Origin of the sequence: Streptantibioticus rubrisoli, assembly GCF_024436055.1 — a bacterium.
Lineage (GTDB): Bacteria > Actinomycetota > Actinomycetes > Streptomycetales > Streptomycetaceae > Streptantibioticus_A > Streptantibioticus_A rubrisoli.
This window is the reverse complement of the sequence record NZ_JANFNH010000001.1, coordinates 139,759-153,644: the sequence shown is the minus strand read 5'-3', so window position 1 is coordinate 153,644 and position 13,886 is coordinate 139,759. Positions and strand designations below refer to the sequence as shown.

At 72.1% G+C, this 13,886-nt stretch carries 16 protein-coding genes and 1 riboswitch; of the genes, 11 read left to right on the top strand and 5 right to left on the bottom strand.

The features are described from left to right. Positions 1-5: 5 nt before the first annotated feature. Together NON19_RS00765 and NON19_RS00760 are read left to right on the top strand one after the other, a co-directional pair. Positions 6-308 (top strand): hypothetical protein, encoded by a 303-nt coding sequence (locus NON19_RS00765; RefSeq protein WP_255924535.1) that lies wholly within the window; start codon positions 6-8, stop codon positions 306-308. A gap of 186 nt (positions 309-494) precedes the next feature. Next, positions 495-665, top strand: a riboswitch (cyclic di-AMP (ydaO/yuaA leader). Positions 666-672: 7 nt separating this feature from the next. Next, on the top strand, positions 673-1,146 hold the full coding sequence (locus NON19_RS00760; protein WP_255924534.1) for a C40 family peptidase: 474 nt from the start codon (positions 673-675) through the stop codon (positions 1,144-1,146). Positions 1,147-1,273: 127 nt separating this feature from the next. Here NON19_RS00760 and NON19_RS00755 read toward each other — a convergent pair whose 3' ends face one another. Continuing rightward, on the bottom strand, positions 1,274-1,744 hold the full coding sequence (locus NON19_RS00755; RefSeq protein WP_255924533.1) for an ATP-binding protein: 471 nt from the start codon (positions 1,742-1,744) through the stop codon (positions 1,274-1,276). A 222-nt stretch (positions 1,745-1,966) separates the two neighbouring features. Continuing rightward, the gene (locus NON19_RS00750) at positions 1,967-3,115 is read right to left on the bottom strand and encodes an 8-amino-7-oxononanoate synthase (protein ID WP_255924532.1); all 1,149 of its coding nucleotides are present in this window, start codon (positions 3,113-3,115) and stop codon (positions 1,967-1,969) included. 174 nt (positions 3,116-3,289) lie between these two features. On the opposite strand from NON19_RS00750, the gene bioB reads away from it, so the two are divergent. From bioB to NON19_RS00730, 4 genes are read left to right on the top strand one after another with little or no spacing between them, the layout of a single operon-like run. Continuing rightward, on the top strand, positions 3,290-4,522 hold the full coding sequence (gene bioB / locus NON19_RS00745) for a biotin synthase BioB (protein WP_255924531.1): 1,233 nt from the start codon (positions 3,290-3,292) through the stop codon (positions 4,520-4,522). Beyond that, on the top strand, positions 4,515-5,819 hold the full coding sequence (locus NON19_RS00740; protein ID WP_255924530.1) for an adenosylmethionine--8-amino-7-oxononanoate transaminase: 1,305 nt from the start codon (positions 4,515-4,517) through the stop codon (positions 5,817-5,819). Before bioB ends, NON19_RS00740 begins: the two co-directional genes overlap by 8 nt. A gap of 9 nt (positions 5,820-5,828) precedes the next feature. Continuing rightward, positions 5,829-6,548 carry a dethiobiotin synthase gene (gene bioD / locus NON19_RS00735; RefSeq protein ID WP_255924529.1) on the top strand — a complete coding sequence of 240 codons (720 nt, stop codon included), beginning with the start codon at positions 5,829-5,831 and terminating at the stop codon, positions 6,546-6,548. A 49-nt stretch (positions 6,549-6,597) separates the two neighbouring features. Beyond that, positions 6,598-7,260, top strand: a complete 663-nt coding sequence (locus NON19_RS00730; RefSeq protein ID WP_255924528.1) for a class I SAM-dependent methyltransferase — start codon at positions 6,598-6,600, stop codon at positions 7,258-7,260. Between the two features lie 170 nt (positions 7,261-7,430). Here the strand turns inward: NON19_RS00730 and NON19_RS00725 are convergent, their stop codons facing one another. The 3 genes from NON19_RS00725 to NON19_RS00715 are packed head-to-tail and all read right to left on the bottom strand — an operon-like array spanning position 7,431 to position 9,039. Beyond that, complete coding sequence (locus NON19_RS00725; protein ID WP_255924527.1) at positions 7,431-7,814, bottom strand: fic family toxin-antitoxin system, toxin component; 384 nt, start codon at positions 7,812-7,814, stop codon at positions 7,431-7,433. Further along, positions 7,811-8,101, bottom strand: a complete 291-nt coding sequence (locus tag NON19_RS00720; RefSeq protein WP_255924526.1) for a hypothetical protein — start codon at positions 8,099-8,101, stop codon at positions 7,811-7,813. Before NON19_RS00720 ends, NON19_RS00725 begins: the two co-directional genes overlap by 4 nt. A 20-nt stretch (positions 8,102-8,121) precedes the next feature. Then, positions 8,122-9,039 (bottom strand): aminoglycoside phosphotransferase family protein, encoded by a 918-nt coding sequence (locus tag NON19_RS00715; RefSeq protein WP_255924525.1) that lies wholly within the window; start codon positions 9,037-9,039, stop codon positions 8,122-8,124. Positions 9,040-9,176: 137 nt separating this feature from the next. Here NON19_RS00715 and NON19_RS00710 point away from each other — a divergent pair, with 137 nt between their 5' ends. The 5 genes from NON19_RS00710 to NON19_RS00690 all read left to right on the top strand — a co-directional run bounded on the left by NON19_RS00710 (position 9,177) and on the right by NON19_RS00690 (position 13,788). Continuing rightward, entirely contained in the window at positions 9,177-9,629 is a 453-nt protein-coding gene (locus NON19_RS00710) for a GNAT family N-acetyltransferase (RefSeq protein WP_255924524.1), read from the top strand. A 190-nt stretch (positions 9,630-9,819) separates the two neighbouring features. Next, positions 9,820-11,166, top strand: a complete 1,347-nt coding sequence (locus tag NON19_RS00705) for a hemolysin family protein (RefSeq protein ID WP_255924523.1) — start codon at positions 9,820-9,822, stop codon at positions 11,164-11,166. After that, positions 11,163-12,203 carry a hemolysin family protein gene (locus NON19_RS00700; protein WP_255924522.1) on the top strand — a complete coding sequence of 347 codons (1,041 nt, stop codon included), beginning with the start codon at positions 11,163-11,165 and terminating at the stop codon, positions 12,201-12,203. Before NON19_RS00705 ends, NON19_RS00700 begins: the two co-directional genes overlap by 4 nt. A gap of 190 nt (positions 12,204-12,393) precedes the next feature. Beyond that, positions 12,394-12,972 carry a methyltransferase family protein gene (locus NON19_RS00695; RefSeq protein ID WP_255924521.1) on the top strand — a complete coding sequence of 193 codons (579 nt, stop codon included), beginning with the start codon at positions 12,394-12,396 and terminating at the stop codon, positions 12,970-12,972. A 45-nt stretch (positions 12,973-13,017) separates the two neighbouring features. Next, positions 13,018-13,788, top strand: coding sequence for an SGNH/GDSL hydrolase family protein (locus NON19_RS00690; protein ID WP_255924520.1), 771 nt, complete (start codon positions 13,018-13,020; stop codon positions 13,786-13,788). Positions 13,789-13,886 lie beyond the last annotated feature (98 nt).

Sequence of the window (13,886 nt, the reverse complement as noted above, 5' to 3'; positions counted from 1 at the left end):
CGCCGGTGCTCCCCGAACTACCGCGACTGCCCGCACTCACCCGGGCGGAGGGCGCACTGGTGGACCGCTATCTGGAGACGGTCGACCTGCTGGGCCGCATCAACCCTGCCCGCTGCACCGACACATACTCCGCGCTGCGCGCCGCTCAGGCGCTGGTCAACACGGCGAAAGCACTGCGCGAGGCGCTGGAGCTGATGTACGAGCGCGGTGAGCTGGAGGTGCACGGCGCCGCCCTGGTGCGAGCGCTACGGGTACTGGACGGCGAACGGCGCTGCCGGTTGCCCGCGATTCCCGTCCGACCACTCTGACGGGCTATCGCCGACCATCGTCCTGAAAAGGTCGACAGCGGCCTGGTTTCGGCCTCCTCAGATCTACAGAGAACCCGAACGGAGCATTTCCTGGTCGGATTTGATCTAGTTCATGGGTAATGATCCCTGCGACGACAAGCCCCCGCCACAGCGACGGGGCGGTCCGGGCGGACGCCGAGTCCTGCCGCCGCCTGGATGCCGAGTCGACACCACAACGGCAGGAGCGGAGGACCCAAGCAGTACGGGGTCGTTCCGACAAGGTGACGGCCCCTTGGGGTGAAGCCGCCGCGGCGGCCGGGCAACTTCGCCAGCCCGAACCCGACAGGCCACCCTTCGTAGGCGGACGACGAAGAAGGGGTGCCTCATGAGTGCGCCGACAATTCCGTCCGTTCTGCTCTCCCGCGTCGCGGCGACCGTGGCACTGGCCACCGCCGCGCTGACCGCAACCATCGTGGCCCCGGGGCTCACCCAACAGGCGAGCGCCAACCCGGTATCCATCAGAGCCCTGAAGATCGCCGCATCCAAGCAGGGCTCCCCGTACCGGTGGGGTGCCACGGGTCCGTACAGCTTCGACTGCTCGGGCCTGACCTCCTACGCCTTCCGCAAGGCGGGCCGGATACTGCCGAGAACCGCGGCGGCCCAGTACCACCGGACCCGCCACATCTCCGCCAGCGCCCGCCGCCCGGGCGACCTGGTCTTCTTCCACCACGGAGGCTACGTCTACCACGTCGGTGTCTACGCGGGGCACAACCGCATCTGGCACGCCCCAAGGACCGGCACCCGAGTGCGCCTGGAAAGGATCTGGACCCGCCACGTCTGGTACGGCCGGGTGCGCTGAGCCGCTGGCCCGGGGACCGCGGCGGTCACCACCCGCCGCGGTGCCCCGGGCCAGCGGTCTCCTCCCACGACGCCAACCGGCCATGGCGTCGTGGTCGTAGCGGGCGGCGAGTCTCCAAGGCGTACCGTCACCGGGTGGGTTCGCACTCCTGGTCCCGTAACTCGCCCCGGTCGCCGGACAGTACGCGCCAGGGCAGCGCGATCCAGACGGTCTTGCCGCCCTCCGGCCGTGGCGCGACGGTCATCCGGCCGCCGGACTCCGCGGTGAGATAGCGGATGATGGACATCCCCCGTCCGTTGTCCTGCTGCACCGCCGCCGGAAGCCGCTGCGGCCAGCGCGGATGGCTGTCACTGACGCCGATCCGCAGCCGCTCCTCACGGTCGAGCAGCAGATCGACGGTGAACGTCGGCGACTGGCCGAGGGTGTGCTGTACGGCGTTGGTCGCCAGCTCCGAGACGATCAGCCGCACCGTGTCGGAGGCGGGCGCGGTGTCCGGCAGCCCCCACTCGTCGAGGATCCCGGTGACGTATCTACGCGCCACCGTCACCGAGGCTGGATCGCTCGGCAGGGTGACGGATGCTTCCTGTTGGTCTGCCATGGCGACGCTGTCCCTCTTCCGCCGGCTCGGACTCCGATCGCGGACTGCCCGTGCCGCTACCGACCGTGGATATGTCAGTGGCACGACTACGGACAGTTGCTTTTCACAGAGTGCGATCCATGCTGCCGCCGACCCGGTTGCTCCGCCAAGCGCTGCTTTGCTCTGTCCCTCAAAACAGTGAACTCTGCTGGGTATGACCGCAGTCGAGGGTCACGGGCGCACTCAGCGCGAGCCCTCGGGAGCAGTGCGGATGATCACCTCGCAGGCTTCCGTGATCTCACTCTCCGTCATATCCGCACGGGCGGAGAGCCGTAGCCGCGAGATCCCGTCCGGCACCGACGGCGGACGGAAGCAGCCGACCGCGATCCCCGCCGCCCGGCAGTCCGCGGCCCACCGCACCGCGGCCTGCGGCTGCGGCGCCCGTACCGACAGCACACAGGCGTCCGGCGCGGCCGAGTCGAGCCCGGCGGCGGTCAACCGCCGGTGCAACTCCCGGGCGACGGCGCGGGCGCGCGCCGCCCGGCCCGGCTCCCCGCGCAGCAGGCGCAGCGCGGCCAGCGCTCCGGCCGCCGAGGCGGGGGCGAGCCCGGTGTCGAAGATGAACGTCCGTGCGGAGTTGACCAGATGCTCGATGACCCGCGCCGGGCCGAGCACCGCGCCCCCCTGGCTGCCCAACGACTTGGACAACGTCACCGTGCACACCACACCGGGCGCGCCGGACAGCCCCGCCGCGGCCAACGCGCCCCGGCCGCCGTCGCCCAGCACCCCGAGTCCGTGCGCGTCGTCGACCAGCAGCGCGGCGCCCGACTCGGCGCAGACGGCGGCCAGTTGGGACAGCGGTGCGGCGTCGCCGTCGACCGAGAAGACCGAGTCGGTGACGGCCAGCGCGAAACCCCCGTGCCCGTCGAGCGCCTTGTGGAACGCCCCCGGATCGCGGTGCGGTACGACGACGGTCTCGGCGCGGGCCAGACGGCAGCCGTCGATCAGCGAGGCGTGGTTGGCGGCGTCGGAGACGATCAGCGATCCCGGTGCGGACAGCGCGGTGACCGCGGCGAGGTTGGCGGCGTAGCCGGTGGCGAAGACCAGGGCCGCCTCGAAGCCGCAGAACGCGGCGAGCTCCGCCTCCAGTTCGGCGTGCAGCTCGGTGGTTCCGGTCACCAGCCGCGACCCGGTCGAGCCCGCGCCCCACCGCACCGCGGCCCGCGCGGCGGCATCCGTGACCTCGGGGTGCCGGGCCAGCCCCAGGTAGTCGTTGCTGGCCAGGTCGAGCAACCGCGACTCGGCGGGGCGGGGGCGCAGCGTTCGGACCAGCCCGGCGCGGCGGCGGTCCTCGGCGCGGGCGTCGATCCAGTCGAACGGATCACGGGGCATGTTCGTCCAGTCGTCCAGGTGCTCGGGCGGGCGTACCGGGCCGCACCCGGTTCGCCCTGCAACCTAGCGGGTGAACCGTGCGGACCGGGGTGTGGTGATACACACATGTCGATCGGTGGGTGTTGTGTGGTTTGCCATTGGCCGTTGGTGGCCCGCTGGGCGAGGATCATCGCCATGGACCTGCTGAACACGCTGGTGGACAAGGGGCTGCGGCGAGAACTGCCGACCCGCGAGGAGGCGCTGGCCGTACTGGCCACCTCCGACGATGAACTGCTCGACGTGGTGGCCGCGGCCGGAAAGGTCCGCCGCCACTGGTTCGGACGCCGGGTGAAGCTGAACTACCTGGTCAACCTGAAGTCCGGGCTGTGCCCCGAGGACTGCTCGTACTGCTCCCAGCGGCTCGGCTCCAAGGCCGAGATCCTCAAGTACACCTGGCTGAAGCCGGGCGAGGCCGCGGACGCCGCGGGCGCCGGGATCGCGGGCGGCGCCAAGCGGGTCTGCCTGGTGGCCAGCGGCCGCGGTCCGACCGACCGGGACGTGGAGCGGGTCTCCAAGACCATCGAGGCCATCAAGAACGAGCACGAGGGCGTGGAGGTGTGCGCCTGCCTCGGGCTGCTGTCCGACGGCCAGGCCGAGCGGCTGCGGGCGGCCGGAGCGGACGCCTACAACCACAACCTCAACACCTCAGAGGCGACCTACGGCGACATCTGCACCACGCACGACTTCTCCGACCGGGTGGACACCGTCCGGCAGGCACAGCAGGCGGGCCTGTCGGCGTGCTCCGGACTGATCGCCGGAATGGGTGAGTCGGACACCGATCTGGTGGACGTGGTTTTCGCGCTGCGCGAAATGGACCCGGACTCCGTACCGGTGAACTTCCTCATCCCGTTCGAGGGCACTCCGCTCGGGGAGAATTGGTCGCTGACCCCGCAGCGGTGCCTGCGCATCCTGGCGATGGTCCGGTTCGTCTGCCCGGACGTGGAGGTACGGCTGGCGGGCGGCCGGGAGATCCATCTGCGCACGCTCCAGCCGCTGGCGCTGCACCTGGTCAACTCCATCTTCCTGGGCGACTACCTGACCAGTGAGGGGCAGGCGGGCCAGGCCGACCTCGAGATGATCGCGGACGCGGGCTTCGAGGTGGAGGGTGCGCAGACCACCACGCTGCCCGAGCACCGGCGCGCCGGCGCGGCCTGCGGCTCGGCCTCCGGCGCGGGGTGCGGATCGGCTTCCGACGCGGGGTGCGGATCGGCTTCCGGCGCGCACGAGGGGTGCGGTGCGCACGAGAGCGCCTGCGGGCCGTGCGGCGTTGAGCCGGAGCCGGTGGCGGCGCCCGCCGCGGCCGCCCGTACCGATCTGGTCGCGGTGCGCCGCCGTGGCGCGGGCACGGACCTGCCGCCCAATGCCTGAGCCGCTCTCCGTGCGTGAACTGCTGGCCCTCGACCGGGAGCACGTCTGGCACCCGTACGGCCCGATGCCCGGCCGCGCGGAACCGCTCCTGGTCGAGTCGGCCAGCGGTGTACGGCTGCGGGTCAGCGATCCGGCGGGCGGTACCGCCGAGTTGGTGGACGGGATGTCCTCGTGGTGGTCGGCCATCCACGGCTACAACCACCCGGTGCTCAACGAGGCGGTGCGCGGCCAACTGGACCGGATGAGCCATGTGATGTTCGGCGGGCTCACCCATGAGCCCGCCGTCCGGCTGGCCGCCCGGCTGGTGGAGCTCACCCCTGAGCCGTTGCGCCATGTCTTTCTGGCCGACTCCGGTTCGGTGTCGGTCGAGGTCGCGGTCAAGATGTGCCTGCAGTACTGGCGGTCGCGCGGACGGCCGGGCAAGCGGCGGCTGTTGACCTGGCGGGGCGGCTATCACGGGGACACCTGGCAGCCGATGTCGGTGTGCGACCCGGACGGTGGCATGCACCACCTGTGGTCCGGAGTGCTCGCCCGGCAGGTCTTCGCCGACCCGCCACCCGGCGGCTTCGACGATCCGGCTGACCCGCGGTACGCCGCGCACCTGCGGGAGTTGATCGCGCGGCACGCCGACGAGTTGGCCGCGGTGATCGTGGAACCCGTGGTACAGGGGGCTGGTGGGATGCGCTTCCACTCTCCCGGCTATCTGCGGGTGCTGCGCGAGGCGTGCGACGAGCACGACGTGCTGCTGGTGCTGGACGAGATCGCCACCGGCTTCGGCCGCACGGGCACGCTGTTCGCGGCCGATCACGCGGGGATCGCGCCCGATGTGATGTGCCTGGGCAAGGCGCTGACCGGCGGCTATCTGACGATGGCCGCGACACTGTGCACCGCACGGGTCGCCGAGGGCATCTCACGCGGTGAGGTACCGGTGCTGGCCCACGGCCCCACGTTCATGGGCAACCCGTTGGCGGCGGCCGTCGCCAACGCCTCCATCGACCTGCTGCTCAGCCAGGACTGGGCGTTGGAGGTCAAGCGGATCGAGACGGGCCTGCGCGAGGGCCTGGCGGGCGCCGCGGCGGTCGCGGGGGTACGGGACGTCCGCGTGCTCGGCGCGATCGGTGTGGTCCAACTCGACCACGAGGTGGACATCGCGGCGGCGACCCGGGCCGCGGTCGGCGACGGCGTGTGGCTGCGGCCGTTCCGCGACCTGGTGTACACGATGCCGCCGTACGTCACCGGGGACGAGGACGTGGCACGGATCTGCGCGGCGGTAATAGCCGCGGCGCGGGAGGGTTGAGTAAGCGACATGGGTACGGTGATCGTCGTCACGGGGACTGGCACGGAGATCGGCAAGACGGTGGTGACCGCCGCCGTGGCCGCCACCGCCGTGGCGCTCGGCCGCACCGTCGCCGTGCTGAAGCCGGCGCAGACCGGTGTGACGGCGGACGAGACGGGTGACGCCGCGGAGGTGGCGCGGCTGGCCGGAGATGTGACGACCGCCGAACTCGCCCGCTACCCCGAGCCATTGGCGCCCGGCACCGCGGCCCGGCGCGCCGGACTGCCCACGGTGGACCCCCAGCAGGTCGCGGACGCCGCCCGGAAGTTGGCCCTCGACCATGACCTGGTCCTGGTGGAGGGCGCGGGCGGGCTGCTGGTGCGCTTCGACGAGCACGGCACGACGCTGGCGGACGCCGCCGGACTGCTGGGCGCCCAGGTGCTGTTGGTCGTCGCGGCCGGTCTCGGCACCCTGAACATGACCGAGCTGACCGCCAGGGAGCTGCGGCACCGCGGGCTGGACTGCCTCGGTGTGGTGGTGGGCAGCTGGCCGCGCGAGCCGGATCTGGCGGCCCGGTGCAACCTCGCCGATCTGCCCCAGGTGGCGGACGCCCCGTTGCTGGGGGCGGTGCCGCAGGGTGCGGGAGCGCTGCCGCCCGCCGACTTCCGCCGGGCGGCGGCCGGTTGGCTGGCGCCCGCCCTCGGTGGGCACTGGGACGCGCACGCGTTCAGCACTCGCGCGGGGGCCTGACCGGCGGCACACTGGTGGCGTCGGCCCCGCGCGAGGAGAGGCGAACGCCATGAGCGCACTGACGCGGGCTCCGCGGGACGCGGTTCACCACCCGGTGTTCGCCCGGTTCTACGAGTGGTGGGCGCCGATCGCCGAAGAACGGCTGGAGTTGGTCCGACACCGCCGGGAGTTGCTGGCCGGGCTCTCCGGGCGGGTCATCGAGATCGGCGCCGGGTCGGGGCTGAACTTCCGGCACTATCCGGCGGCGGTCTGCGAGGTGGTGGCGATCGAGCCGGAGCGACGGCTGCGCCGGGCGGCGGCCGACGTTGCCTCGCGGATGGAGGTGCCGGTGGACGTCGTTCCTGGTGCGGCCGAGGCACTGCCGGTCAAGAGCGAGGCGTTCGACGCGGCGGTGGCCTGTCTGGTGCTGTGCTCGGTGCGCGATCAGCGGCGCGCCCTGGCGGAGTTGAGACGGGTGGTGAAGCCGGGCGGCGAACTGCGGCTGTTGGAGCACGTACGGGCCACCGGCGGCGGCTTGGCGGCGGCGCAGTGGGCGGTGGACCACACGTTCTGGCCGCTGCTGTTCGGCGGCTGCCACACGAGCCGCGACACGCTGGCGGAGGTGGCCGCCGCGGGCTTCGAACTCGGCACGGTACGCACTCTGAAGGTGCCGGACGGCCCAATTCCGTTCCCCAGCACACCACATGTGCTGTGCGCCGCGCGCCGCGCCTGAGCGGGCGCCTGTCCAGTGGGTGCCGGTCGGGTTGCGGGGTGGTGGCAGGTTCGGCCCCGCTGGTCCGCCGCGGTTCGGTAGCGCCCCAAAGGGGCGCGGGAACTGCGCGACCAGCCGCAAAGGCGCCGCAGACGATCGGCGGCACATCGCCCGCACCCCCCGCGGAGCGCTCAGTGCTCCGCGCCCCCGGTCCAGCCCCGCAGTTCGTCGGTGATGCGCTCCAGGTCCGCCGTGCCGTCCTTCACCAGCCGCGCCAGATCTCGCACTTGCTCCGGCGAGGTGACCACCTTCATGCCGCAGGCGACCAGATACGCATAGGCCACAGCGCAGGCGAACATCACGTTGGAGCGCTCCAGCGCCGGTACGTGCACCAGCAACTGCAGGAGCGCGGCCGCGCGTTGCCGTGGATCGGGGTAGACGGGCGTGCCGAATATCTCCGCCTGGTGGCGGGCGACCGCGGCGAGCAGCGCTCCCCAGTCGGTGACCTGTGGATCACCTGGAGTGTTCCGCTCGGCGACCATCAACAACCAGGCCAGATCGATGCGCAGGGTCACGCCGGGGTACGCCCCGAGCCGGAACCGCCGTTCAGCGCTTCGTCGGCGGGCAGGGCGTTGGTCCGCCTGCCTTCGCGTTCCCGTCCGAACTCCTCGGCGAACACCGCTTCGTACTGCTTCATGAAGTCGGCGGCGGCCTCCACGAACGTCCGGCCGTTCTCCGCCTGGTCGGCACGGACCAGTTCCTCGATGTAGCGGTTCACGCTGATACCGCGCTGCGACGCACGGTTCCTGGCGGTTTCCGCGGTGCTCTCGTCGACCCGCACGTTCAGCTGCGTCTTGGCCATACCCCTAAAGCTAGCGCCCATCAGCTAGCAGCGGCAAGAGTCGCCATGCCGACCAGTAGCCGCGTGTACCGGTCGTCGGCGCCACGGGCGACCCGTGGCACCGCCATGATCACGGCGGTCACCTCACACCAGCGCGATACCCGGTCCGCGGCGAGCCCCGGCACCAGGTCGGCGAGCCGCTGTACGCGCTCCTGGACCGCGGCCGGTGTGGTGGCACCGGACAGCGCCCAGTCGATGGCGTCGAAGTCGGAATCGCCGACCGCCGGGCGGGGGTCGATCGCCACCAGGCCCCGCTTCGGTCCGGCGTCGAGGACGTTGCCCGGGTGCAGATCGCCGTGCACCACCGCGCTCCACTCGCCCTCCGCCAGCCGGAGAGCGGCGCGTCGGCAACGCTCGACCAGCTCCGGGCCTACGGCAGGCCGCGGTGTCGCGCCCAGCCGTCTGCGGGTGAGGTCGAAGAGGAAGTCGACCCGCTCCGCCAGTGTGGGCAGTGCGCTGCTGGGCCCGGGGCGGTGTCCGCGTATCTGCGTCAACAGCCCTGCCACGTCGGCCAGTCGGGCCTCCGCCTCGTCGCGTAGCGTGGGCGCGGGACTGCCGTCGGGCCGTTCGACCGCCGCGAGCAGCAGCGCCCCCTCGTGCGGTGCCGCGGCGAGCAGCGCTGGAGTGCGGCCGCCGCCCTGCCAGAGCCGCAGCGCCTCCGCCTCCTGTGCGGCGACCGCCGGATCCGGGGTGAGCTTGAGGTACGTCCGGCCACCGCCCGGCAAGCCGCAGACGATCACGCGTGAGGTGCCACCGCCCAACTGCCGCACCGGCCGCAGCTCCCAACGCTCCGCCAGCCGCGCCACCCTCCGGGGCAGCCCGTCACACCACGCCCCGGCACCCGGCCCGAACCGCACCACCAACGCCTCACGCGCCGCGCGCGGCACCACCATGTCCATGATCCCCCTCCTCATACCCGCCCCCTGCCCTATCTGTGTACCGCAGGGCACTGACAACGGCCGCCCGACAGGGAGTTGGGCCGACCACGAGGTGAAATCCGCTGGCCCAACCAGTACGGCGCTGCTTGGCTGCGAGCATGACCGATCTTCAACGCCCCGGTGTGCGGGGCGGCGTACGCATACGCACCGCGACACCCGCGGATGTCCACGGGCTGCTCGCCTTCTGGCGGCTCGCGGCGGAGGGCGCGAGCATCAGCGACGACGCGGCCGGAGTCGCCCGGCTCATCGAGCGCGACGCGGACGCGGTGCTGCTCGCTGAGCGCGATGGCGCGCTCGTCGGCACGGTGATCGCCGGATTCGACGGCTGGCGGTGCCATCTGTACCGACTCGCCGTACACCCGCGGGCCCGGCGGCACGGCATCGCCAGCGCCCTGCTCGAAGCGGCGGAGCGCCGCTTCACCGCGCTCGGCGGGCGGCGTGCGGACGCCATGGTGCTGGACCGCAACGAGCGCGCGCACCAGGCCTGGCGGGCCGCGGGCTACCGGCCGGAACCCCAGTGGAGCCGCTGGACCAAGCCACTCACCCCATAACTCCACTTTGCCGTTCCTTTACCCTTGAGGCCCGCCTGCCGCTGGGACGTTCGACCGCGCCAGCGGCCTGACCGAAAGGTGTGAGCGCCCCCATGGGCGAGCCTGGCAGCCGTCGCATTGACCCTCCCCCGCAGGAGCGACACCGTGCGCGTCGCGCGGCACGGGCCGATCATGGAACAGAGGTGTGGCGATGACCGAGGTACTCCTGCTGTTCGTGGCCCTGGCGCTGGTGCTGGCCTGCGGCGTCTTCGTGGCCGCGGAGTTCTCGCTGACCACCGTCGAGCGCCGGGAGTTGGACCTGGCCGCGGAACGGGGCGAGCGGGGCGCCGACAGCGCGCGCAAGGCCGCCCGCGCGTTGACGTTCCAGCTCTCCGGGGCGCAGCTGGGCATCACGGTCACCGGCCTGGTCATCGGCATGATCGCGGAGCCGTCCATCGCCAGGCTGCTGGCCAGGCCGCTGAGGGCGGTGGGTCTCGGCTCCGCGGCGGACTCCGTGGCACTCGTGCTGGGTACCGCGCTGTCCAGCGTCGTGCTGATGGTGGTCGGCGAGCTGATCCCCAAGAACTGGGCGATCTCCCGTCCGCTCCGGGTGGCCAAGGCCGTCGCCACCCCGCAGCGCGCCTTCAGCGCCATGTTCCGGCCACTGATCAGCCATCTGAACAGCACGGCGAACCGTGTTCTGCGACGCCTCGGCATCGAGCCGGCGCAGGAACTGGTCTCCACCCGCAGCCGCCAGGAACTGGAGGCGCTCGCCAAGCACTCGGCCAAACAGGGCGCCCTGGAGGCGGACACCGCCGAACTGTTCGTCCGCACGCTCGGTCTGCCCGACCTGACCGCGGAGAACGTGATGACGCCCCGGGTACAGGTCACCGCGCTCGACGCCCGCGCCAACGCGGCGGACGTCGCCAACGCCACCCGCGCCACCGGTCTGTCCCGCTTCCCGGTCTACCGGGACAGCCTGGACTCAGTGGTGGGCGTGGTGCACATCAAGGACGCGCTGGCGATCCCGGCCGGACAGCGCGACCGGCACCCGGTGACCGCGCTGATGAAGGAGCCGCTGCTGGTCCCCGAGTCGCTCCCGGTGGACCGACTGCTGGACCGGCTCTCCGGCGAGCGCAGCATGGCCGTGGTCATCGACGAGTACGGCGGCACCGCCGGTGTGGCGACCCTGGAGGACATCGTCGAAGAGGTGGTGGGCGAGGTCCGCGACGAACACGATCCGCACGAGCCACCCGATCTGGTCGTGGTCGGTGAGGACGCCTCAGGGCATCCGCTGTACGACGCCGACGGCGCCACCCGCACCGACCAGGTCCAGCAGATCGGACTCGACGTGCAGGAAGGCCCGTACGAGACCCTCGCGGGCCTGGTCGCGCAACGGCTGGGACGGATCCCGCGCACGGGCGACACCATCGAGGAGTCCGGTTGGCTGCTTGAGGTCACCGCGGCGGCCGGGCACCGCGCCGCCCGGCTGCGGTTGACCGCGCCCGCGGCCGACACCGACGAGGGCACCGGCGGGAGCGCGGAGGCCGCGCGATGATCGTGCTCCAACTGCTGCTCGGTGCGCTGACGTTGGTGGCGAACGCGTTCTTCGTCGGCGCCGAGTTCGCGCTCGTGTCGGTGCGCCGCAGCCAGATCGACCCGCTCGCCGAGAGCGGCGACCGCCGGGCGCGCGGCGTGCTGTGGGGTCTTGAGCATCTCGCCGCGCTGATGGCCACGGCCCAACTCGGCATCACCGTCTGCACCCTGGTGCTGGGCGCGGTCGCCGAACCGGCCTTCGCCCACCTGTTGGAGCCCGCCTTCCACGCGGCGCGGGTGTCGACGAGCCTGGTGCACCCGGCCTCGTTCGTGATCGCACTGGCCGCCGCGACGTATCTGCACATGCTGCTCGGGGAGATGGTCCCGAAGAACGTCGCGCTCGCGGACCCGGCCCGCGCGGCACTGGCCCTCGGTCCCCCACTGGTCGCCCTCACCCACGCGCTGCGCCCGGTGATCCTCGGCGTCAACGCCCTGGCCAACGCCGGTCTGCGGCTGCTGCGGGTGGAGCCCAGGAACGAGGTGGCGGCGGCGTTCTCCGACGCGGAGCTGGCGCGCATGGTCACCGACGCCGGTCAGGCCGGGTTGCTGGACCAACGCGCGGCCGAGCGTCTCCAGGACGCTCTGGAACTGGGCCGTCGACCGGTGGGTGAGGTGGTGCTCCCGGCCGAGCGGGTGGTCCACGCGCCGCTGGGCACCACCCCGGAGGACCTGGAGCGGCTCGCCGCCGCCACCGGCTTCTCCCGCTTCCCGGTCGTGGACGCCTCCGGCCGGGTGCTCGGCTATCTGCACGTCAAGGACGCGCTGGACGCCGAGCCCCGGGATGCCGCGTTCCCGGTGTCCGCGCTGCGGCCGATCACCCGGGTGCGGGCCAACACGCCGTTGGACGACGCGCTCACCGCGATGCGCGGCCGCCGGGCGCATCTGGCGGCGGTGGTGGACGACGCCGGACGCACCGTCGGCCTGGTGACGATGGAGGACGTGCTGCGGGAACTGGTCGGGCAGGCGCCACAGGACCTGCGGACCGCGCCGGAGGCGTAGCCGCCGGGCGCGTCGCGGCCGCATACCGGACGTGGCGTGGCCTTCGGGCTGCCACCAGCCCGGCGGGGCCGCGAATCTCCACCCATGCGTCCACCCTCGGGTGGAGCCGCTCCACCCGCCCCGGGTGCGATCGTGAATACGAAGGTCCCGTCGCGGGGGCGGGGTCCTGGAGTGGTCGGGAGGTGCCGTCATGCATCACGCCGTGAACGCAGCGCTCACCATCACCATCTGGGTGTGGGTGGCGGCCGAGGCGGTGCTCCAGATACGGCAGCGGCAGCGCAGCGAGGCCACCGAGCGGACGGAGTGGCTCAGCCTGCTGCTCTTTCCGGTGCTGATCACGGGTGGCGTCGCGTTGGCGGGGCCGATCCGGCACGCGGTGCCCGCGCTGTCGTACAGTCCGCACGCCCTGACGGTGCGGACCGCGATCCTGGCGGTGGCCTGGATCGGGATAGCGATCAGGTTGTGGGCGATCGTCGCCCTCGGCCGCTTCTTCCGCGGCACGGTGCACATCCAGCACGACCACCGCGTCGTCACCACCGGCCCTTACCGCTTCGTGCGGCACCCGGCGTACAGCGGCATGCTGCTGGCGGCGCTGGACCTGGCCCTGCTGATGGGCAACGCGGCGTCCTGGCTGGTGTTCACCGCCTGCTGTCTGATCGCCCTGGGCTATCGGATACGGGTGGAGGAGCGGATGCTGCTCGAGGCGCTCGGCGATGAGTACCGGTCGTACGCCGCCCGGACCCGCAGGCTCATACCCGGCGCCTGGTGACACCCCGATGGCTCCCGGCGGCGACCGGATAGGATCGCCCGCGCCATGGAGATCGATGTCCGGTTCACCAGTTTCGCCGCCGTGGGTGACTCGTTCACCGAGGGCATGTCCGACGGCCTTCCGGATGGCAGCAATCGCGGCTGGGCCGATCTGCTGGCGGCCAGGCTCGCCGCCCGCTCGCCCGGCTTCCGCTACGCCAACCTGGCGGTGCGCGGAAAGCTCATCGGGCAGATCGTGACGGAGCAGACCCGGATCGCCGCGGCAATGGGCGCTGATCTGGTGACGCTGGTCGGCGGGCTCAACGATGTGCTGCGGCCCAAGTGCGATGTCGAAGCGGTGTGCGCGCGGCTTGAGGAAGCGGTGGTCACCCTCGCCCCGACCTGCCGGCAACTGGTGCTGATGCGCAGCCCGGCCAGGCGTGGACCGGTGATGGAGCGGATGCGGCCGCGCATGGAACAGCTCTTCGACTTCATCGACGAGCTGGCGGTTCGGCATGATGCCTTGGTGGTGGACTTGTTCTCCTCGGAGGCGCTGGGCGACTCCCGGATGTGGGCGGATGACCGGCTGCACCTGAACGCCGAGGGCCATCGGCGGGTGGCCGAGGCGGTGTGGCAGGCGCTCGGCCATGAGCCGGAGTCCGACTGGAACGCCCCGCTGCCCGCGCATCTGCCGCCGGGCTGGCTGGCGCGCCGCACAGCGGATATCCGGTTCGCCCGTGAGCATCTGGTCCCGTGGATCGGCAGGCGGTTGGCCAACCGTTCCTCGGGCGACGGCCGCCCCGCCAAGCGCCCCGAACTACTGCCGTACGAGGGCTGACGGCGGCGCGAGCGCACCGGGGCCGCGCCAACGGAGCGGGGACTGTAGCAATCTACGAACCGGACCACGGCGCTGGCCTGCGTAAACCGCCAGTAGAC